At 72.9% G+C, this 18,434-nt stretch carries 18 protein-coding genes and 2 pseudogenes; 6 read left to right on the forward strand and 14 right to left on the reverse strand.

Annotated features, from left to right (window positions below):
* Nucleotides 1–13 precede the first annotated feature (13 nt).
* Both AB0B35_RS37260 and AB0B35_RS37265 read right to left on the reverse strand, forming a co-directional pair.
* Nucleotides 14–922 carry a pentapeptide repeat-containing protein gene (locus AB0B35_RS37260; protein ID WP_361055192.1) on the reverse strand — a complete coding sequence of 303 codons (909 nt, stop codon included), beginning with the start codon at nucleotides 920–922 and terminating at the stop codon, nucleotides 14–16.
* Between the two features lie 56 nt (nucleotides 923–978).
* Entirely contained in the window at nucleotides 979–1,503 is a 525-nt protein-coding gene (locus AB0B35_RS37265) for a DinB family protein (RefSeq protein ID WP_361055195.1), read from the reverse strand.
* A 72-nt stretch (nucleotides 1,504–1,575) separates the two neighbouring features.
* Here AB0B35_RS37265 and AB0B35_RS37270 point away from each other — a divergent pair, with 72 nt between their 5' ends.
* Complete coding sequence (locus AB0B35_RS37270; protein WP_361055198.1) at nucleotides 1,576–2,037, forward strand: GNAT family N-acetyltransferase; 462 nt, start codon at nucleotides 1,576–1,578, stop codon at nucleotides 2,035–2,037.
* On the opposite strand, the gene AB0B35_RS37275 is transcribed toward AB0B35_RS37270, so the two are convergent.
* Nucleotides 1,994–2,581, reverse strand: coding sequence for a histidine phosphatase family protein (locus AB0B35_RS37275; RefSeq protein WP_361055201.1), 588 nt, complete (start codon nucleotides 2,579–2,581; stop codon nucleotides 1,994–1,996). The two genes, AB0B35_RS37270 and AB0B35_RS37275, sit on opposite strands and share 44 nt — an antisense overlap.
* Before the next feature lie 95 nt (nucleotides 2,582–2,676).
* Between AB0B35_RS37275 and AB0B35_RS37280 the strand changes: the two genes are divergently transcribed.
* Nucleotides 2,677–2,865: a DUF1918 domain-containing protein gene (locus AB0B35_RS37280; RefSeq protein WP_203694847.1), complete on the forward strand. Its 189-nt coding sequence runs from the start codon at nucleotides 2,677–2,679 to the stop codon at nucleotides 2,863–2,865.
* Nucleotides 2,866–2,952: 87 nt separating this feature from the next.
* Here AB0B35_RS37280 and AB0B35_RS37285 read toward each other — a convergent pair whose 3' ends face one another.
* Complete coding sequence (locus AB0B35_RS37285; RefSeq protein ID WP_360541215.1) at nucleotides 2,953–3,711, reverse strand: MerR family transcriptional regulator; 759 nt, start codon at nucleotides 3,709–3,711, stop codon at nucleotides 2,953–2,955.
* 152 nt (nucleotides 3,712–3,863) lie between these two features.
* On the opposite strand from AB0B35_RS37285, the pseudogene AB0B35_RS37290 reads away from it, so the two are divergent.
* From AB0B35_RS37290 to AB0B35_RS37300, 3 genes and pseudogenes are all read left to right on the forward strand, one after another.
* A pseudogene (locus AB0B35_RS37290) lies at nucleotides 3,864–4,265 on the forward strand (ASCH domain-containing protein); the annotation flags it as partial.
* A gap of 39 nt (nucleotides 4,266–4,304) precedes the next feature.
* A pseudogene (locus AB0B35_RS37295) lies at nucleotides 4,305–4,946 on the forward strand (maleylpyruvate isomerase N-terminal domain-containing protein); the annotation flags it as partial.
* Between the two features lies 1 nt (nucleotide 4,947).
* Nucleotides 4,948–6,210 carry an FAD-dependent oxidoreductase gene (locus tag AB0B35_RS37300; protein WP_361055204.1) on the forward strand — a complete coding sequence of 421 codons (1,263 nt, stop codon included), beginning with the start codon at nucleotides 4,948–4,950 and terminating at the stop codon, nucleotides 6,208–6,210.
* Between the two features lie 96 nt (nucleotides 6,211–6,306).
* Here the strand turns inward: AB0B35_RS37300 and AB0B35_RS37305 are convergent, their stop codons facing one another.
* Both AB0B35_RS37305 and AB0B35_RS37310 read right to left on the reverse strand, forming a co-directional pair.
* Complete coding sequence (locus tag AB0B35_RS37305; RefSeq protein ID WP_361055207.1) at nucleotides 6,307–7,263, reverse strand: XRE family transcriptional regulator; 957 nt, start codon at nucleotides 7,261–7,263, stop codon at nucleotides 6,307–6,309.
* Between the two features lie 12 nt (nucleotides 7,264–7,275).
* A complete protein-coding gene (locus AB0B35_RS37310) occupies nucleotides 7,276–8,766 on the reverse strand; it encodes a peptide MFS transporter (protein ID WP_361055210.1) in 1,491 nt (496 codons plus the stop codon).
* Nucleotides 8,767–8,951: 185 nt separating this feature from the next.
* Between AB0B35_RS37310 and AB0B35_RS37315 the strand changes: the two genes are divergently transcribed.
* Nucleotides 8,952–9,290 (forward strand): RNA polymerase-binding protein RbpA, encoded by a 339-nt coding sequence (locus AB0B35_RS37315; protein ID WP_360541067.1) that lies wholly within the window; start codon nucleotides 8,952–8,954, stop codon nucleotides 9,288–9,290.
* Between the two features lie 49 nt (nucleotides 9,291–9,339).
* Here the strand turns inward: AB0B35_RS37315 and AB0B35_RS37320 are convergent, their stop codons facing one another.
* From AB0B35_RS37320 to AB0B35_RS37355, 8 genes are all read right to left on the reverse strand, one after another.
* Nucleotides 9,340–9,855 (reverse strand): FxsA family protein, encoded by a 516-nt coding sequence (locus AB0B35_RS37320; protein ID WP_361055213.1) that lies wholly within the window; start codon nucleotides 9,853–9,855, stop codon nucleotides 9,340–9,342.
* A 34-nt stretch (nucleotides 9,856–9,889) separates the two neighbouring features.
* Entirely contained in the window at nucleotides 9,890–10,675 is a 786-nt protein-coding gene (locus tag AB0B35_RS37325) for a polyprenol monophosphomannose synthase (RefSeq protein WP_361055216.1), read from the reverse strand.
* A gap of 11 nt (nucleotides 10,676–10,686) precedes the next feature.
* Nucleotides 10,687–12,288 (reverse strand): apolipoprotein N-acyltransferase, encoded by a 1,602-nt coding sequence (gene lnt / locus AB0B35_RS37330; protein ID WP_361055284.1) that lies wholly within the window; start codon nucleotides 12,286–12,288, stop codon nucleotides 10,687–10,689.
* Between the two features lie 560 nt (nucleotides 12,289–12,848).
* Nucleotides 12,849–14,183 (reverse strand): glutamate mutase L, encoded by a 1,335-nt coding sequence (locus AB0B35_RS37335; protein WP_361055219.1) that lies wholly within the window; start codon nucleotides 14,181–14,183, stop codon nucleotides 12,849–12,851.
* The gene (locus tag AB0B35_RS37340; protein ID WP_360541075.1) at nucleotides 14,180–14,560 is read right to left on the reverse strand and encodes a hotdog domain-containing protein; all 381 of its coding nucleotides are present in this window, start codon (nucleotides 14,558–14,560) and stop codon (nucleotides 14,180–14,182) included. Before AB0B35_RS37340 ends, AB0B35_RS37335 begins: the two co-directional genes overlap by 4 nt.
* Nucleotides 14,557–15,318, reverse strand: coding sequence for an OAM dimerization domain-containing protein (locus tag AB0B35_RS37345; protein ID WP_203694802.1), 762 nt, complete (start codon nucleotides 15,316–15,318; stop codon nucleotides 14,557–14,559). Before AB0B35_RS37345 ends, AB0B35_RS37340 begins: the two co-directional genes overlap by 4 nt.
* A complete protein-coding gene (locus tag AB0B35_RS37350; RefSeq protein ID WP_361055221.1) occupies nucleotides 15,315–16,901 on the reverse strand; it encodes a lysine 5,6-aminomutase subunit alpha in 1,587 nt (528 codons plus the stop codon). Before AB0B35_RS37350 ends, AB0B35_RS37345 begins: the two co-directional genes overlap by 4 nt.
* The gene (locus AB0B35_RS37355) at nucleotides 16,888–18,432 is read right to left on the reverse strand and encodes an amidohydrolase family protein (protein ID WP_361055223.1); all 1,545 of its coding nucleotides are present in this window, start codon (nucleotides 18,430–18,432) and stop codon (nucleotides 16,888–16,890) included. The genes AB0B35_RS37350 and AB0B35_RS37355 overlap by 14 nt, the downstream gene beginning before the upstream one ends.
* Nucleotides 18,433–18,434 lie beyond the last annotated feature (2 nt).

Here is an 18,434-nt window from a genome sequence, read left to right on the forward strand (position 1 = left end):
TCGCGCGCCGGGCTCAGCGGCGGCGGGCGGGGCGGTTGCGCGCCGGGCGGGACGGGCGGGCGCGGCTGCCCGCGTCGCCGGTGGCGGTGTGCGTGGCGGGCCAGTGGGCGGGGCGGGTGTGCGTCGGCGGCAGCAGGGTGCCGAGGTCGCCGCGGGCCGCGTCGAGCTGCGACTGGAGCAGGTACAGGCAGCCGGTGAGGTCCGCGCCGCGGATGTCCGCCCCGCGCAGGTCCGCGCCCAGCAGATCGGCTCCGCGCAGGTTCGCGCCGCGCAGGTCGGCGCCGATCAGGTACGTCCCGCGCAGGCTCCCCCGGCGCAGATCGACATCCCGCAGGTCCGCGCCCATCAGGTCGGCCCCGGACCGGTCGGGTCCGAGCGGCCCGCCGCGCCCGCGCACCGCCGCGCTGGTCTGGCGCAGCAGGTCGGCGGCCTCGCGGCGGCGCGCGTCGACGTCGACGGCGGCCAGTTCCGCGGGCGTGCTGGCGGTGAGCAGCTCGGTCTGGGCCAGCACCCGGGCCAGGTCCGCGCCCAGCGAGCCGGCCGGCTGCAGCGACACCGCCTCGTGCAGCAGGTACAGCAGCTCGTGCAGGTGCCGCATGACCGTGAAGGAGGCGAACATGTCCCGGGCCGTGGCGGGTGCGGCGCGCCAGTCGCGGCCGCCGAAGGTCACCTGGGCGACCTGCTGGCCCGCGCCGAAGCAGTCGAACACGGTGCACCCGGCGAAGCCGCGCTCCCGCAGCTGGGTGTGGATGCCGCAGCGGAAGTCCTCGCGCAGGTTAGGGCAGGCGGTGCCGGCGGGTTTGTCGATCGCGAAGTCGCTGGAGCGGGCGAACGCGGGCGCGACGCAGCACAGCGCGAAGCAGCGCGAGCAGTCGGCGTGCAGGCGCTCGCGCCAGGTCTCGGCGGGTGGGGCGCTGGACACGACGACGGCTCCTGAGCTGGTCTTCTGGCGGTCGCTTCCGAGCGTAGCGGGCGGGTTCACTCGCCGGTGACACCGTCGACGGCCTCGCGGATCAGGTCGGCGTGGCCGTTGTGGCGGGCGTACTCCTCGATCATGTGCAGGTACACCCAGCGCAGGGTCATGGTCTCGTGGAGGCGCTCGTGGGTGAAGGTGTCGTCCAGCGAGGCGGCGGCGACGGCGTCGCGGCAGGCCTGCTGCTCGGCGGCGAGCGTGGCGAGGTCGGCGGCGGCGTGGTCCGGGTCGGCCAGGTCGAAGGAGGCCCCGGGGCGGCCGTCGGGGTGGGCGTACAGCGCGGGGACGGCCTCGCCGCGGACCCGGCGGCGGAACCAGGTGCGCTCCACGTCGGCCAGGTGCCGGACCAGGCCGAGCAGGGTCAGCGTCGACGGGGGCGCGGACGCGGTGACGAGTTGCTGCCCGGTGAGCCCGGCGCACTTGTGCAGCAGGGTGGCCCGGTGGCGGTCCAGGAGGCCGTCCAGCAGGGTGCGCTCGTCGGCGGCGTACGGCTCGTCGGTGCGGGTGATCTGGGGAGCGGTCCACGTCATGTGAGGCATGATGCCTGTTTCGTCCCCGGTGGGCGAGACGGGGGTACGTCGCGCCGGTACGCTGCTGGACTTGTGATCGAGACCGAGCGGCTGGTGCTGCGTCCCCTGACCCCGATCCTGGCGGCGAGGATCGCCGACGGCGCGCCGCGTGAGCAGCGCTGGGCCGACGACTACCCGTTCGAGGGCGACCAGGCCGCCGCCCGGGGCTACCTGGGCGCGGGCGCGCCCGCCGGGCCGTGGGTGCCGTACACGATCGAGGTCCGCGCGAGCGGCCTGGTGGTGGGCGGCGTGGGCTTCCACGGCGCGCCCGACGACACCGGCACGGTCGAGATCGGGTACGGCCTGGCCGAGTCCGCGCGCGGCCGGGGTTACGCCGCGGAGGCCGCGTCGGCGCTGGTCGCGCTGGCGTTCCAGCTCGGCGCGCGGCAGATCGTGGCGACCCTCGAGTACGACAACCAGGCCAGCGCGAACGTGCTGCGCCGGGCCGGTTTCACCGAGCAGAGCCCATTGCACTGGGTCCTGGCGCCGGCCTGACCCAGCCCGCGGGCAGCGTGTACTCCCACCCCGGCTGCCACGTGAACGGCGCGCCGACCCGCTCGGCCAGGTCCGCACCGCCCAGCAGCACGGCCAGGGCGTACCGGTTGGCCGCGTGCGTCACCAGCAGCACCCGTCGCCCGTCGTGGTCGGCGGCCAGCTCCTCCAGCAGGTCCGCGGTGCGCTCCACGACCTGCCGGTAGGACTCCCCGCCCGGAAACGGCACGTCGACGCGGTGGGCCCGCTCGGCGTCCAGCCGCGCCACCGGCATACCGTTGAGCTCCCCGTAGTTGATCTCCCGCAGGCGCGGATCGGTGCGGTGCTCGACCCCGCTGCCACCGAACGCGATCCGCGCGGTCTGCACCGCCCGGTGCAGATCCGAGCTGACGACCAGGTCCAGCCGCTCGCCGCGACGGCGTTCGCCCAGCTCCGCGGCCCTTTTCAGCCCGGTGGGCGACAGCTGCCCGGGCAGCCACCCGGTCGCGATACCGGCCTCGTTGTCCAGCGTCGGCGAGTGCGTCTCGTACACCAGGGACACGGCCATGGCCTGGAGTCTGGCACAGCCGACGCGGGCCGTGGTTGCCCGAAACGTGCATCCGACCCCGATTCGTCCGGACAATGGACGAGGAGGTGGAGGCCATGAAGGCAAAGGTCGGCGACACCATCGTCGTCGAGGGCACGCACGTCGGGGACCACCGCAGAATCGGGGTGATCACCGCGGTGCCGCACGAGGACGGCAGCCCGCCGTACACGGTCCGCTGGGAGGACGACCAGCACGAGGGAATCCTCTACCCGGGCCCCGATACCCACATCAAGACCACGACCTGACCAGAGATCACGACGATCTTGCGTGAACTGTCGCGGGTTCGCCCCGCCGGGGTTTACCCGCCGTACACGCAAGATCGTCGTGATGTCTTAGGCGCGGGCCACGGCGTTGGCGTGGATCGCGTCGTGGAGGTACTGGGTCATGCCCGGCTTGATCGCCTCGTAGGTGGCGGTGAAGCGGTCGTCGGCGAGGTACATGTCGGCCAGGCCGGTGTGGATCTCGTAGCTGCACTCGTAGAACCAGCGGCTGATCAGCTGACGGTGCTCCTCGGCCAGGTCCATCGCCTCGGGGCCCTCGGCGGGCGCGCCGGAGTCCATCAGGGCGGTGAAGCGGCGGCCCCAGTCCTCGTTCTCCTGCTTGTTACGCAGCCAGTCGTCCTTGGTGTAGCGGGCGGTGCGCCGGCTGGACTCCTTATAGGCGTCCGTACCGCCCCAGCGCTGCTCCACCTCCTCCGTGTAGTCGTCGGGGTTGAAGTCCCCGAAGACCTCGAAGCGCTCCTCGGGGGTGAGGTTGATTCCCACTTTGCTCGCCTCCATCGCGAACTCGATCGCGGTGACCATCTCCTGCATTCGTTTGATGCGCCCGGTCAGCAGTTCGTGCTGGCGGCGCAGGTGCGCCGTCGCGTCGGACTGCGGATCGTCGAGGATGGCCGCGATCTCTTCCAGCGAGAACTGCAGCTCCCGGTAGTACAGGATCTGCTGCAGCCGCTCCAGGTCGGCGTCGACGTACCGGCGGTAGCCGGTGGCCGAGCGCTCGCTGGGCGACAGCAGGCCGATCTCGTCGTAGTGGTGCAGCGTCCGGACGGTCACGCCGGCGAGTTCGGCGACCTTGCCCACGGTGTAAGCCACGGTTCTCTCCCTTCCGAGAACCAGGTTCGAGTCTCCCGTTACGTGAGAGTCAAGCCGATAACGCGCCGCTGCGCGACCGGGTCGCGGTGACGGCCCGTCCCGGCAGACGCGGTCGACACTTGATCTAGGCTGGCGGCGTGGTCTACGACTCGCTGGGCGATTACGAACTGGGATTTCCGGGGCCGCTGCGCGACAAGCTCGTGGCGGCGGTGCTGGACGGGAGCAAGACCTCCACGACGGGGCTGCTGATCGGGTACGAGGTCGACGGCGAGCCGCTGCCGCTGCCCGGCCACCGGTCGACCCTGATCGACTCCGGCGGGCAGCCGGTCGCGATCCTCGAGGTCACCGAGGTGCGGCAGGTGCCGGTCGGCGAGATCGACCTCGCACACGCGATCGACGAGGGCGAGGGCTACACCACCGTCGCGGACTGGCGGGCCGCGCACGAGGACTTCTGGCACTCGCCGCAGCTGCGCGAATACCTGGGGCAGCCGGACTTCACGGTCGACGACGGCACCGTCGCGGTCGCCGAGCGGTTCCGGGTCACCTCGTTGATCCCGGACGAGACCACCGTCGGCGCGGCGGTCGCGGCCGAGTCGGCCGCGCTGGTCGCCGCGCTGCGCACGGCCCCCGTCGCGGACCTGGACCGGCCGACGTGCTGCCCGCCGTGGACGGTGCGCGGCGAGTTCGCGCATGCCGCGATCGCGCTGTCGCGCACCCTGGCGATGCTCGACGCGCCCGCGCCGGCGGGGCCGCCGGTCGACACGGCCCGCTACTACTCCCCCGACGAGCGGTTCAGCCCGGCGACCGACCGGCAGCGGGTCGACACCGCGCAGGAGTACGCCGAGCAGCGCACCCCGGCGGAGCTGATCGACTGGTTCGAGCAGATGTCCGCGCAGGTCGTCGCCCGGGTCGCCGGGGTTTCGGGGTCGCGGCTGGTCACCACTCGCCACGGTGACCCGATGCGGCTGACCGACTTCCAGGTCACCCGGGTCGTGGAGCTGGCCGTGCACGGCCTCGACCTGGCCGACGCCCTCGGTGTCGCGCCGTGGCTGACCGCGCAGGCCGCCGGGGTCGTCGAGGGCCTGCTGTTCGGCCTGGCGGCACCACGGGCGGCGCGGGAGCTGGGCGTGGACCGCGCCGGGCTGCTGCGCCGCGTCACCGGGCGGACACCGCTGTCGGACGCCGAGCGCGCCCGGTTGCGGGAGCTGGGCATCACCTGGCTGACGCTGGGCTGACGTGCGTCAGCCGCGGCCGGTCGCGTGGGCGGTGTCGCGCTGGAGCGCCGACCCCTGGTCGCGCGGCGCGTGGACGGGCCTGCTGCTCGGCGGGACCGGCGCGGACCGGGCCCGGCTGGCCGCGCCGGTGTCGGACCGGCTCGTGCTGGCCGGGGAGGGCGTGCACCCGACCCGCCCGGCGATGGTGCACGGCGCGTACGAGTCGGGCCTGACCGCCGCCGGGCACCTGCTCGCCACGGGCCGCCCCGGCGAACTGGTCACCGTCGTCGGCGCTGGCGTCGCGGGCCTGGCCGCGGCTCGTGAGCTGCGCCGCCACGGCCGCCGGGTGCGGATCGTGGAGGCGCGCGGGCGCGTCGGCGGGCGGGTGCACACGGTGGACCTGGGTGGGGTCGCCGCCGACCTGGGCGCCGCCTGGCTGCAGCAGTATCCCGGCAACACCCTGGCCGCCCTGGCCCGCGCGTGGGATCTGCCGACCGTCGCGACGGACTTCGCGAATCCGCTGACCCTGTCGGCGTCCGGGCCGGTCCACGGCGCGCCCGAGGCCCTCGACGCGCTGTCGGCCGCCGCGCAGGCGCTGACCGCGGACGCGGACCGCCCCGTGGCCGACGTGATCGCCGCCCACGGCGCCACGCTCGACGACTCGGCCCGGCGGCTGCTGGCGTACGCCGTGGAGGCCGGGGTGGTGCTGGAATCCGGGCTGGACCCGCGGCTGGCATCGGCCCGGGGCGCGTTCGGCGAGCCGGGGGTCGGCGAGGGCGACCGCTGGCTGCCCGGCGGCCTGGGCGCGGTCGTGGCCCACCTGGCGGCCGGGCTGGACATCGCCCTCGACCGTCCGGTGACCGAGGTTCGCCACGACCCGGACGGCGTGACCGTGTCCGGGCGGTGGGGCGCGCTGCACGCCGACCGGGCCGTGCTCGCGCTGCCCCTGGCGGTGCTCGCGGACCTGGCGGTGAGCCTGCCCACCGGGCACCGGGCGGCGCTGGCCCGGATCGGCACCGGCCGGGCCGAGAAGGTGCTGCTGCGGTATCCGGAGCGGTTCTGGCCGGTCTCCCCCGGCGGCTACCTGTGGTGGGGCGAGGACGCGCCCACCTGGTGCGAGTGGGCCGACCTGACCGGCGGTCTCGGGCAGCCGACGCTGGCGCTGCTGGCAGCGGGTGACGCCGCGGCCGCCCTGCACCATCCCGCCCGCACGGACACCGAGATCGTCGCCCAGGCCCACGCCACGGTCGTGAAGCTGACCGCGGCCTGGCCCGGCCCTGCCTGACCGCGCGCCGGCCGGCCTGACGAGCGGCACCGCGCGCCGGTCAGGATGCCGCGCGGCCGTGCGTGTCCGACGCCCCGCCGGGGGCCTGACCTGTGGTCAGCTGGCCAGCGCCGACGCGGGGCGCTGGGCGAACCATTCGATCTGGGCGCGCAGGTCGCGGGCCTCGGGCACGTCGGTGAAACGGGAGTCGCGCAGCGCGTCGCCGACCCGGTTGACCCCGGCCATCACCTCGGCGGTACGCCGCGGCAGGTCCAGGCGCAGCACCGGCCCGAGCGTGTCGCGGGCCGCGGCCGCGTCCCCGGCCCACACCCGGGTCAGCGCGAGAACGCAGCGCGCGCCCGCCTCGTCGCCGAAGGAGCGCTGCTCGGGCGGAGCGGCGGCGTACAGGGCGATGGACCGGGTGGCCTCGTGCACGGCGCGTTCGTTCTGGCCGGGCAGGCAGGCGTAGGCGTCGGCGGCGTAGTGGTGGTGGCGGGGAGGTGCGAACCAGAAGATCCCGCCGATCGCGTCGAGGTCGTCGTGCACGTGGTGCTCGCGCATGTCGTCGGCGCGCACCAGGGCCAGCCGGGCCGGTTCGGCCGCGCCGAGCCGAGCCAGCGCGCGGGCCTGGGAGCAGGCCAGCCACGAGGTCACCGAGCCGTGCTGCCCGTCGGCGATCCGCGCGCCGCAGTCGGCGAACGCGGCGGCCTCCTGCGGCCGGCCCGCCGAGTACGCCAGCAGGCTCTGCAGCCCCCGGCTCCACGCCCGCAGCCCGTGGTGGCCGATGTTGTCGGCGCACACGTACGCCATCCGGGCCAGCGACATCGCCTGGTGCTCGCGGTCGAGGTCGTGGTGGGCCTTGGCGAGCATCCCGGACACCAGCGCCGCGAGCAGGTACAGGTCGTTCGCGTGGTCGGGTTCGGGATCGTTCTCCAGCCGGTTGAAGACCCGTTCCTGGACCTCCAGCAGCGGACCGAACAGCTCGGTCACCGGGTCGCACAGGCACCGCCCGGCAAGCGAGGTGACGTCGTCGCGCAGCTGCTCGACGGTGATGGTGTCGGCAAGGATGGTCATCGGTGTCGCCTCTCAGTGCACGCCGGACATCAGGTCGCCGATCCGGCGGGCGCCGAACCAGAAGCAGACGCCCACGATGATCGCCAGCACGCCGAGGCTGCCGTAGTACGCGGCGTCGGACAGTTTGCCGCTCAGCGGCGTCACCCAGGTGTTGAGGGCGTTGCCGGCGGCGGTGGCCAGGAACCACAGGCCCATCACCTGGCTGGCGTAGCGCAGCGGGGCGAGTTTGGTGGTGACGGACAGCCCGACCGGGGACAGCAGCAGCTCGGCGCAGGTCTGGATGAAGTACACCAGCACGATCCACCAGGGTGAGATCAGCCCGCGCGCGGCGGCCGCGCCCGCGGCACCCATGACCAGGAACGACAGGCCGATGCCGAGCAGGGCGAGGGAGAACTTGACCGGGGTGCCGGGCTGGCGGCGGTCGAGTTTGGTCCACATCCACGCGAACACGGGCGCGAGCAGCAGGATCAGCACCGGGTTGACGGACTGGAACCAGGCGGTGGGGATCTCGAAGCTGCCGACCTGCCGGTCGACCTTCTCGTTGGTGAACAGGTTGACCAGGCTGCCGGCCTGGTCGTAGATCATCCAGAACAGCGCCGCGCCAATGAAGATCCACACGTAGGCACTGACCCGGGAGCGCTCCTGGTGGGTGAGGCTGCGGTCGCGGAACATCATGATGAAGTACAGCGCCGGCACGACCAGCGCCAGGACGGTGAGCGCGTTCTTGACGTGGTCGGCCTTGAAGGTGCCCGCGGCGACGTCGATCGCCAGCAGCACGACCACGACGGCCAGGCACACTGCGGCGATCTTCAGGATCTTGTTGCGCTCGTGGTGCTGCAGGGGCTTGTGCGCCTTGAGGCCGACGCCTTCGAGCCGCCGGTAGCCGAGCACGTACTGGATCACGGCGATGGTCATGCCGACCGCGGCGATGCCGAACGCCACGTGCCAGTCCTTGCGGGCGGCGAAGATGCCGGTCAGCAGCGGGGCGATGAACGCGCCCAGGTTGATGCCGAGGTAGAACAGCGTGAAGCCGGCGTCGCGGCGGGACTCGTGCATCTCCGGGTGCTTGTCGTACAGCTCGCCGACCATGGCCGAGATGTTGGGTTTGAGCAGGCCGGTGCCGAGCACGATGAGCACCAGGCCGAGGTAGAACATGGACCGGGCGGAGAAGGCCAGGGAGTAGTGGCCCAGCGCGATGATGATGCCGCCCCACAGCACGCTGCGGCGGGTGCCCATGATCCGGTCGGCGATCCAGCCGCCGGGCAGGGCCATGAAGTACACCATCGAGTTGTAGATGGAGTACAGCGAGGCGGCGGCGACGTCGTCCATGCCGAAGCCGCCGTCGGTCAGTTCGGTGGCCAGGAACAGGGTGAGGATGGCCCGCATGCCGTAGAAGCTGAACCGCTCCCACATCTCGGTGAGGAACAGCACGACCAGGCCACCGGGGTGCCCGAGCCAGGTTTTGACCGGTTTGCCCGATGCCGGCACCGCCGTGGTGGCCATCGCGTTACCCCCGGATGTGATGTACCCCGCAAAAGTGGTCCAATCGGACGATATCGCGCCGCCTGGGCACACATGAGGAGCTCTCCGGAATCGGGCGCGGCAGCGGCGTGGGTCACGGCAGGGAATCGTCGCGCCGTCCGGGTCGTTGCATCACCCGGAAGCCAATCGACTGCTGAGGAGCTGACATGGGCGATCGGATGCTGCGGGGAAGCCGCCTGGGGGCCGTCAGCTACGAGTCCGAGCGCAACACCGAACTCGCGCCGCGTCAGATGCGCGAGTTCCAGTGCGCCCAGGGCCACCGCTTCGAGGTGCCGTTCGCGGTCGAAGCCGAAGTGCCCGCCATCTGGGAGTGCAAGTTCGACGGGAGCGTGGCGCGCCTGGTCGACGGCACCGAGCCGGAGGAGAAGAAGGTCAAGCCTCCGCGTACCCACTGGGACATGCTGCTGGAGCGGCGTTCCATGACCGAACTCGACGACATCCTCAACGAGCGCCTGGCCGACGTGCGCACCAGACGCGGCCGCTGAGCCGACACGAAAATGCCCGCCCCGATCTCCGGGGCGGGCATTTTCGTGCTCAGTCGACGATCTCGCCCTCGATGACCTCGCTCGGCCCGGGGCGTCCGGCCGTGGGCGGCTGCTGCGCCTGCGGCTGGTGGTGCGGATCGTGCGGCGTGCTGACCCGGACCCGCCTGGGCCCGAACACGCTGTTGGCGGCCGACGCCGGGATGCGCTTCTCCGTCGCCGCGCGCACTCGCCCGCGGGCCAGCCGACGCACCGGCGGGATCAGCAGCAGCAGCCCGACGGCCGCGGTCAACAGGCCTGGAATGACCAGCAGCAGGGCCGCGATCAGCCCGACCACCCCGTCGACGGCCTGATCACCGCGGGCCTGCCCGGCCAGCCGCGCCTCACGCAGCCGCCGCCATGCCGACAGCCCCTCCCGGCGCAGCAGCACCACGCCCAGCAGCATCAGGCCGATCGCGAGCAGCAGGGTCAGGCCCAGGCCGAGCACACGGCTCACGCCCCAGAAGACGGCGAACTCCACCACGCCGAGCAGCAGCACGGCCAGCGGCACCCACCGCAGCTTGCGCATCCGGTCACCTCCAGCCGGTCGAGCCGGCACGGGGTCACGGCCAGCGGTCACTCGGCTTGAACATACGCCGCACCGAGTCGCGGCGGGACTGCGCACCCCACACCGTGACCTTCCACAGCGCCTCCTTGATGATGGAGCCGCTCATCTTGGACACGCCGTGCTCGCGCTCGGCGAACGTGATCGGCACCTCCACGATGCGGAAGCCCTGCCGGTGGGTGCGATGGGTCAGCTCGACCTGGAAGCTGTAGCCGCGCGAGGTCACCGTCTCGACGTCGATCTTGCGCAGGACGGGCAGCCGGTAGGCGCGGTAGCCGCCGGTGGCGTCCTTGACGCCCATGCCCATCACGATGCGGGTGTAGAAGTTCGCCCCGCGCGACAGGATGAGCCGCCGCACCGGCCAGTTGATCACCTTGCCGCCGCGTACCCAGCGCGAGCCGATGACCGCGTCCGCGCCGCGCAGCGCGTCCAGCAGCCGGGGCAGCTCCTCGGGGGCGTGCGAGCCGTCGGCGTCCATCTCGACGACGGCGTCGTAGCCGTGCTCGTGGGCCCAGTCGAAGCCCGCGATGTACGCCGCGCCCAGGCCCTGCTTGCCGGGCCGGTGCAGAACCTTGACGTGGTCGTCGGCGGCGGCCATCTCGTCGGCGATCGCACCGGTGCCGTCGGGGCTGTTGTCGTCGGCGACGAGGATGTCGACGTCGGGCGTGGCCTGGCGCACCCGGGGCACGATCAGGCGCACGTTCTCCGACTCGTTGTACGTCGGGATGATCACCACGACCCGGCCCACGCCGGGGTACCCGATCTCCGCCTCGTTGCCGCTCACCGGGGCCTCCACTATGCCGCTGCCGTCTGTCCAGTCTCCTCCACCGGCGCGGTCCGGCGCCTGCGCGCCACGCCCGCCGCGACCAGCAACGCGAGCGCCGCGGCCGTCAGCAGGTACTCCGGCCACGCCCCGAGCCGCGTCGCCGGCGTGGTGCCGGAGCCGAGGCGCAGGTCACGCACGATCACCGCTTCGGTATTGAAACCAGTAGCATCATGCACATTTCCGTCGGCAGTTACAAATCCGGACACACCGACAGTCGAGGCCATGAGGCTGTCGCGGCCGTGCTCGACGGCCCGCAGCCGCACCATGGCCATCTGCTGCATCGCCTCGGACTCGTCGAACGTGGCGTTGTTGGTCTGCACCGCGAGCAGCTGCGCCCCGGCCAGCACGGTGTCGCGTACGACGTCGTCGTAGGCGACCTCGAAGCAGATCACGTCGCCGACCTTCGCCGGGCCGAGGGTCAGCACGCCGGGCGCGGTGCCGGCGACGAAGTCGGTGCGCAGCAGCTTGGCCTGGTTGGTGATCGCCTGCGCGATCGGCTCGACGATCGGTCGCAGCGGCAGGTACTCGGCGAACGGCACCGGGTGCTGCTTGAGGTACATCTGCTGCGGCTGCGTGCCGGGCGCGAGGTCGGTCGGCCAGACGATTCCCGCGTTGCGGGACTCGCCCTCCCCCGGGCCGGACAGCACCGCTCCGACCAGGATCGGCGCGCCGATCGCCTGCGCGGCGGTGTTGATCGCGCCGGCGGCGCTCGGGTTGCGCAGGGGGTCTATGTCGGAGGCGTTCTCCGGCCATACCACGAGGTCGGGCTGCTTGGCCTGCCCGGCGCGGACCCGCTCGGCCAGGGCGACGGTCGCGGCGACGTGGTTGTTGAGCACGGCCTGCCGCTGGGCGTTGAAGTCCAGGCCCAGGCGCGGCACGTTGCCCTGCACGACCGCGACGCTGACCACCGGCCCGGCCGGGGTCGTGCCGGGCAGGACCAGCCCGACCAGCATGACCGCGAGCGCCCCGCCGGTCGCGGCCGCGGCGCGCGTCCAGGCCCGCGCGGCGACCAGTTCGCCGACGGCGTACGCCAGCAGCCCGCCGGCCGCCGCGACGGCGAACGTCACCAGCGGCGCGCCGCCGTATCCGGCCAGCGCCAGCGTCGGGGCATCAGCCTGGCTGAACGCGAGCCGCCCCCACGGGAACCCGCCGAACGGCGCCCGGTCCCGCAGCGCCTCCTGCGCGACCCACAGCAGCGCGATGCCCACCGGCCACACCCACGGCCGCTTCCCGGCGAGCCCGCTGATCCACGCCAGCGCCATCCCGAGCAGCCCGAGGTAGGTCGCCTGGAACAGCGTGAGCAGGATCCACGGCGTGTACCCGACGTGCATGTTCGTCCACGCCAGCAGCGGCCCGAAGAACACCGCCCCGGCCACCAGCCCGAGCCCGAACCCAGCCCGCAGCCGCCGCCCCCGCACCGCCACGGCCAGCAGCGCCACCCCGACCGGAGCGGTCCACCACAGCCCGTACAGCGGAAACGCCACCAGCAGCGCCACCCCGGCAAGAACCGCCAGGACCAGCGCGACGGGCAGCCGCAGCGGCCCACGCCCAACGGCCGCCCCACCGGCCACACCGTCCGGGCCGGTCTGGCCGTCCGCCGGAGCGAGGGTCTGCACAGTCACCACGTCACCAATCTTTCGCCGCCGCGCGCGCACGTATACCACCCACGCCAAGATCGCCGCCCGGGTGCCGCTGCAAGGCTACACATGCCGCCCGCCGCCACCCCGCTGCCCCAACCTCACCCCAAGATCGCGACGATCTTGCGCGAACGGTTGCCTAATTGCCGGATACGGGCGTGTCGTCCCCACAGCTCGCGCAAGATCGTCGCGATCTTGGGGTGGGGGCGGGAAAAGGCCGGGGCGCGGTCGAGAAGACCGCGCCCCGCACTCCCAACTCCTACGGCGGCACCAGCCGACCTTCGGGCCGATCGGCTTCCGGCGCCTGAACCGGGGGCCGATCGTTTTCTACTGATCGGTGCTGCCGCCTGCCGCGCCCGGCCGCCGGATCGGCGACGCCCGCCAGGGAACGGCGGCAGGCACGGTGGAGGACCTCACGACGGTACCGGCGCGGCCGCGCACGGTCAATTTCACGATGTGGTCACCGACCGTGACGAGCACCGCAGTTCAGGACATCAGCCCAGTTCAGCGGCGAGCAGCGCGGCCGCGGCGTCGGGATGTTCGACCGACAGGAGTCCGGCCGCGGCCAGAATGTAGGACGCGTCGACGACCGTGCGGGCCGCCCTCGGCAGCGCCCACCCGCCCGCGGTGTCGCCCAGGCCCGCGCCGAGCACCGCTTCGGCGACCTGCGGCGGGCTGTGCCGCAGCACCCCGCCGGACCCGATGACGGTGCGCACCGCCCGCAGGTCACGGCCGCCACGGCGCGGGCCGCCCGCCACGACGGCCTCGCCGCGGGCGTGGCGGCGCAGCGCGACCATGACGGCCAGTTCGGCCAGTCGCCGGTCCACGGCCTTCTCGACACCGTCGTCGGCGACGTATCCCGGGTGCTCGGCGCGGGCGGCCGCGGCGAGTTCCAGCGCGGGCGCCTCGTCCGGCCCGACGATCTTCTCCAGGGCGGCGGCGGCCACCACCCCGGGCGCGGACCAGCGCATACCCAGATCACCCTCGACGGTACGGGCCGCCCAGAGCACCCCCGCGACCTCGTCGCGCACCCCGGCGAGCTGTTCGGCATCCGGGGTGAGCACCGAGTACACGTCGGTCGTCGCCCCGCCGATGTCCACGACCAGCAGGTCCTCGGCGCTGCGGGCCGCGAGCAGCTCCACGCCCGACAGCACCGCGTCCGGCGTCGCCGCCTTCACCAGCGACGCGAAGCGCGGCCCCCGGGACAGCTTCTTGCCCCCGATGACGTGCTGCAGGAACACCTGCCGGATGGCGGCGCGGGCCGGACCCGGGTCGAGGACCCCGATCGCGGGCAGCACGTTGTCGACCGCGACGACCGGCACGCCCGCCCCGGCCAGCAGGTCCGCGAGCTGCTGGCGGCAGTCGGCGTTGCCGGCCAGCACCGTCGGCACCCGCCACCGGGCGTTGGCGAGCCGGGTCGCGTTGTGGGTGATCGTCTCGGTGTCGCCGCCGTCGGTCCCGCCGACCAGCAGCACCACGTCCGGCCGGGCGGCGCGCAGTTCGGCGAGCCCGGCCCGGTCGAGGCGGCCCGCGGCGACGTGCACGACCCGCGACCCGGCCGACAGGCCGACCCGGTGCCCGGCCTGCGCCGTGACCAGGCGCTCGTAGCCGACGACGGCCAGCCGCAGCCCGCCGCCGGCCGACGAGCACACCAGCAGCCCGTCCGGGTCCCGCCCCGTCGCGGCCACGGCCGCGTCGAGGCCGTGCAGGACGTCGGTGCCGACGGTGGTGCGGTGCGAGCCGGTCGCGACGAGTTCACCGCTGCCGGTGTCGACCAGGGCCGCCTTGGTGAACGTCGACCCGACGTCGACACAGCAGAGCAGGCTCACTTGGCGGGGACCACCACGGTCCCGGTCGCGGTCACCGCGACGACGGGCGGGTCGAGGACCTCGGCCGCCGACTCGGACCGGTCGGGGCGGCCCCGGCACACGACGCGCGCCTCGAAGTCGATGGTGCGGCTGCGGGTGCCCATCCGGGCCACCGTCGCGACGACCTCCAGCACGTCGCCGGCCCGCATCGGGGCCTTGAACTGCACGTCGGAGTACGACGCGAACAGGCCCTCGTCGCCGTCGAGCTGGATGCACACCTCGGTCGCGACGTCGCCGAACGCCGCGAGGGCGTACGCCCCGTCGACGAGGTTGCCCGCGTAGTGCGCGTGGCTGTACGGCACGTACTTCCGATGGGTGACGGTGTATCCCACGCTCATGCTGCGACTGCCTTCTTCCGCTCGGCCTTGTTGGTGATCAGCGCGTGGACCAGGTAGCTGGCGACCTCGCGCGGGGTGGTGCCGCGGCCGAAGATCCGGTCCACGCCGAGCTCGTCGGTCATCAGCTCGTCGAAGCGCGGCCCGCCGACGATCAGCAGCGGCCGCTTGTCGGCGGGCAGCGCCTCGCGGAACGCCGCCGACATCTCCCGGGTGTTGTGCAGGTGCGCGTCGCGCTGCGTGACGACCTGCGACACCAGGACCGCGTCGGCCTTCTCCGCCTTCGCGGCCGCCACCAGCTCCGGCACCGTGATCTGCGCGCCCATGTTGACGACCTTCAGCTCCCGGTAGTACTCCAGGCCCTTCTCGCCGGCGATGCCCTTGAGGTTGAGGATCGCGTCGATGCCGACGGTGTGCGCGTCGGTGCCGATGCACGCCCCGACCACCGACAGCTTGCGGCGCATCTTCTGCTTGACGACCGTGTTGACCTCTTTGGCGGTCAGCAGCGGGAAGTCGCGCTCGACGACCTGGACCTTGTCGAGTTCGACCAGGTGCCGGACGCTGCCGTAGACGACGAAGAAGGTGAAGCCGTCGCCCATCTGCTTGGCGTGCACGAGCATCGCCGGCTCCAGGCCCATCTTCGCCGCGAGCTGCAGCGCCGCGCCCTCGGCCTTCTTGTCGTGCGGCAGCGGCAGGGTGAAGCTGACCTGGGTCATGCCGTCGCCGGTGGTGTCGCCGTACGGGCGGACGACCGTCTTCACTGCTCCTCCTTGGCGGGGGTCTCCAGGATCTCGGTGGCCGGGTTGTAGTAGCCGTCGTCGTGCTCGGCGACGCCGTCCAGGCCCTTGCCCCGGTCCGCGGGGCGCTTCATGATCCCGAACGTGCCGTCGGCGATCGCGTTGAGCAGGGTGTCGTCCTCGATCTTCTCGAGCAGGTCGATGGCCTCGTCGAGGACCTGGTGGGCGCGGCGCTGGATGAAACCGTCGGGGGCGGGCACGAAGTCCTCGTGCAGGTTGCCGGCCGCGCCGAGCACGTACCGCACGTTCTGCAGCGCGATGTCCCGGTCGGACAGCCACGGGGTGACGACGGCCTCGGTCATCATGCCGACGAGCAGGATGCCCTGCCCGGTCAGCGCCCCGACCAGGTTGAAGAACCCGTCGAGCAGGTTGCCGCGGAACACGTCGCCGGTCATGTGCTTGGTCGGTGGCATCCACTTGAGCGGCGCGTCCGGGAACAGCTCCCGCGCCAGCAGCGCGTGGGCCAGTTCGAGCCGGAACGACTCGGGCAGGTCCGGGTTGATCTCGAACGCGTGCCCGAGGCCGAGCTGCCAGTCCGCGAGCCCCGCCTCGTGCGCGAAGTACTCGTTGAGCAGCTGCGACACGGTGACGGTGTGCGCGGCCTCGACCGCGTCGGCGGTGGTGAGGTAGTTGTCCTCACCGGTGTTGATGATGATCCCGGCGCGGGCGTGGATCTGGCGGGAGAACCGCTGGTCCACGAACGTGCGGATCGGGTTGATGTCGCGGAACAGGATGCCGTACATCGAGTCGTTGAGCATCATGTCGAGGCGCTGCAGCCCGGCCAGGGTCGCGATCTCGGGCATGCACAGGCCGGACGCGTAGTTGGTCAGGCGGACGTAGCGGCCCAGCTCCTTGCTGGACTCGTCCAGGGCCGCCCGCATCAGCCGGAAGTTCTCCTGAGTGGCGTACGTGCCCGCGAAACCCTCCCGGGTCGCGCCCTCGGGCACGTAGTCCAGCAGCGACTGGCCCGTGGACCGGATCACCGCGATGACGTCCGCGCCCGCGCGGGCCGCCGCCTGCGCCTGCGGGATGTCCTCGTAGATGTCGCCGGTCGCCACGATCAGGTAGATCCAGGGCCGCTGCTTCGGGTCGCCGTACCGCTTGATCATCTTGTCGCGGTCGGCGCGGTTGCGGTCGATCTGCTTGATGCCCGCGGCGACCTGGCGGCGCGACACCTTCTTCGCCGCGGTGACGGCCTTGCCGGTGGGCAGGTCGAAGCGCACCGAACCGGACGCCGCCTTCTGCGCCAGCAGCGTCAGCTCGGCCGCGGTCGGCTCCAGGCCGTGCTCGGCGAGGGCGTGGAACACCGGCAGCGCCACGCCGTGACCGAGGCCGACGTCGTTGCGCACCGCGTCGACCAGGCGGTTCACCCACGGGATGCCGTCCGGGTCGGCGCCGGTCACCCCGGCCAGCCGCAGGACGGCCCGCTCCACAGACACCGTCGTGTGCGACCGTGCCATGTCCACCACGGGCCGCCCGGCCTTGGCCGCCAGCGCCCGCGCCCGGTGCACCAGCGCCGGGTCGAGACCGAGTTTATTGCTGCTCATAGATCGTTTCTCCACGCAGTACCGTACGGACACAGACCGGCAGCTCGTCGTGCTGCTCAAGGCTGGGAAGGGTGCCGGACAAGCCGGCCGGGGTGCGCCACACCGCGAACGTCGCCGGGGCGCCGGGCACGAGCACGCCCTCGGCGTCCCGGTGCACCGCACGCCAGCCGCCCCGGGTGTGCGCCGCGAACGCCGACTTCGCGCTCATCCGCTGATGGGTGTTGAAGTGCTGCATCGCCGCCCGGACGCTGCCCCACGGGTCCAGCGGCGTCACCGGGCTGTCCGACCCGAACGCCAGCGCGACCCCCGTGTTGTGCATCTGCCCCATCGGGTTCGACGCCAGACTCCGGGCGACCCCGAGCCGCTGGGCGTACATCTGGTGCTCGCCGCCCCACAGGCGGTCGAACGCGGGCTGCATCGACGCGATGATGCCGTACTCCACGAACGCGGCGATCAGCCGCTTGTCCATGATCTCCGCGTGCTCGACGCGGTGCCGGGCGTCGCGCAGCGCGTCGGTGCCGAGCACCTCGTCGGCGGCCGCGAACCCGGCCACCACCGTCGAGATCGCCGCGTCGCCGATGGCGTGGAAGCCGCCCTGCATACCGTGCCGATGGCAGTCCAGCAGGTGATCGCGCACCTGCTCGGCAGTCACGTAGCCGTGGCCGCAGCCGCGCTCGCCGTCCAGGTAGTCCTCACCCAGGTGCGCGGTCCGCGAACCGAGCGCCCCGTCGGCGTACAGGTCGCCGCCCGCGCCGACCGCGCCCAGCTCCCGGGCCTTGGCCGCGCCCATCAGCTCGCCCCAGAACCCGTACACCTCCGGCAGCCCCTGCCCCGACAGGCGCAGCAGCTCGGTGAAGTCGTCCTCACTGGACGTGCCCGGCCCGCCGCACTCGTGCACCGCCGCGATACCCAGCGACGCGGCATGGCGCAGCATCCGCATCTGCGCGTCCCGCCGCTGCACGATGGTGATCTGCCCGAACGCCGCCGCCCGCACCACGTGGTGCGCGTCGCGGCGCACCCACCCCGACGGGTCGTAGCCGGGGGCGTCGGCGGCCAGGGCCAGCAGGTCCGAGGAGACCAGCGCCGAGTGGATCGACGCCTGCGACAGGTACACGCTGCGCCCGCCCGCGGCCCGGTCCAGCTCGGCCGCGGTCGGCGGGGTCTGCGACGCACCCCACGTGCTCTCGTCGAAGCCGTGCCCCAGCACGACCGCCTCCGGGCCCAGCCCGGACGCGAACTCGGCCACCGCCTTGAGCAGCTCGGCGGCGGCACGCACCGAGGACAGGTCCAGCCCGGCCAGGGCCAGGCCGGTGTCGGTCGCGTGCACGTGCGCGTCGACGAACGCGGGCGTGACCAGGGCCCCGCCCAGGTCCACCCGCAGGTCGGCGGTCGGGGCGTCGGCCAGCGGCCCGAGCCAGACGATGTGCTGGCCGCGGGTCAGCAGCGCGGTGGCGCCGGGGTCGGCAGGGCTGCGGACGACGGCGTTGTGCCAGAGCGTCGTGCGCTCGGCCGGCAAGGCGGAGATCTGCATGG

Source organism: Catellatospora sp. NPDC049133, assembly GCF_040648455.1.
Classification (GTDB): Bacteria; Actinomycetota; Actinomycetes; order Mycobacteriales; family Micromonosporaceae; genus Catellatospora; species Catellatospora aurea.

Coding starts and splice junctions, on each gene's coding strand:
- AB0B35_RS37280 (WP_203694847.1), top strand. CDS start 2,677: ATGAAGGCAAAGGTCGGCGACACCATCGTCGTCGAGGGCACGCACGTC.
- AB0B35_RS37340 (WP_360541075.1), bottom strand. CDS start 14,560: ATGAGCGTGGGATACACCGTCACCCATCGGAAGTACGTGCCGTACAGC.
- AB0B35_RS37265 (WP_361055195.1), bottom strand. CDS start 1,503: ATGACGTGGACCGCTCCCCAGATCACCCGCACCGACGAGCCGTACGCC.
- AB0B35_RS37305 (WP_361055207.1), bottom strand. CDS start 7,263: ATGACCATCCTTGCCGACACCATCACCGTCGAGCAGCTGCGCGACGAC.
- AB0B35_RS37310 (WP_361055210.1), bottom strand. CDS start 8,766: ATGGCCACCACGGCGGTGCCGGCATCGGGCAAACCGGTCAAAACCTGG.
- AB0B35_RS37355 (WP_361055223.1), bottom strand. CDS start 18,432: ATGCAGATCTCCGCCTTGCCGGCCGAGCGCACGACGCTCTGGCACAAC.
- AB0B35_RS37315 (WP_360541067.1), top strand. CDS start 8,952: ATGGGCGATCGGATGCTGCGGGGAAGCCGCCTGGGGGCCGTCAGCTAC.
- AB0B35_RS37320 (WP_361055213.1), bottom strand. CDS start 9,855: ATGCGCAAGCTGCGGTGGGTGCCGCTGGCCGTGCTGCTGCTCGGCGTG.
- AB0B35_RS37275 (WP_361055201.1), bottom strand. CDS start 2,581: ATGGCCGTGTCCCTGGTGTACGAGACGCACTCGCCGACGCTGGACAAC.
- AB0B35_RS37350 (WP_361055221.1), bottom strand. CDS start 16,901: ATGAGCAGCAATAAACTCGGTCTCGACCCGGCGCTGGTGCACCGGGCG.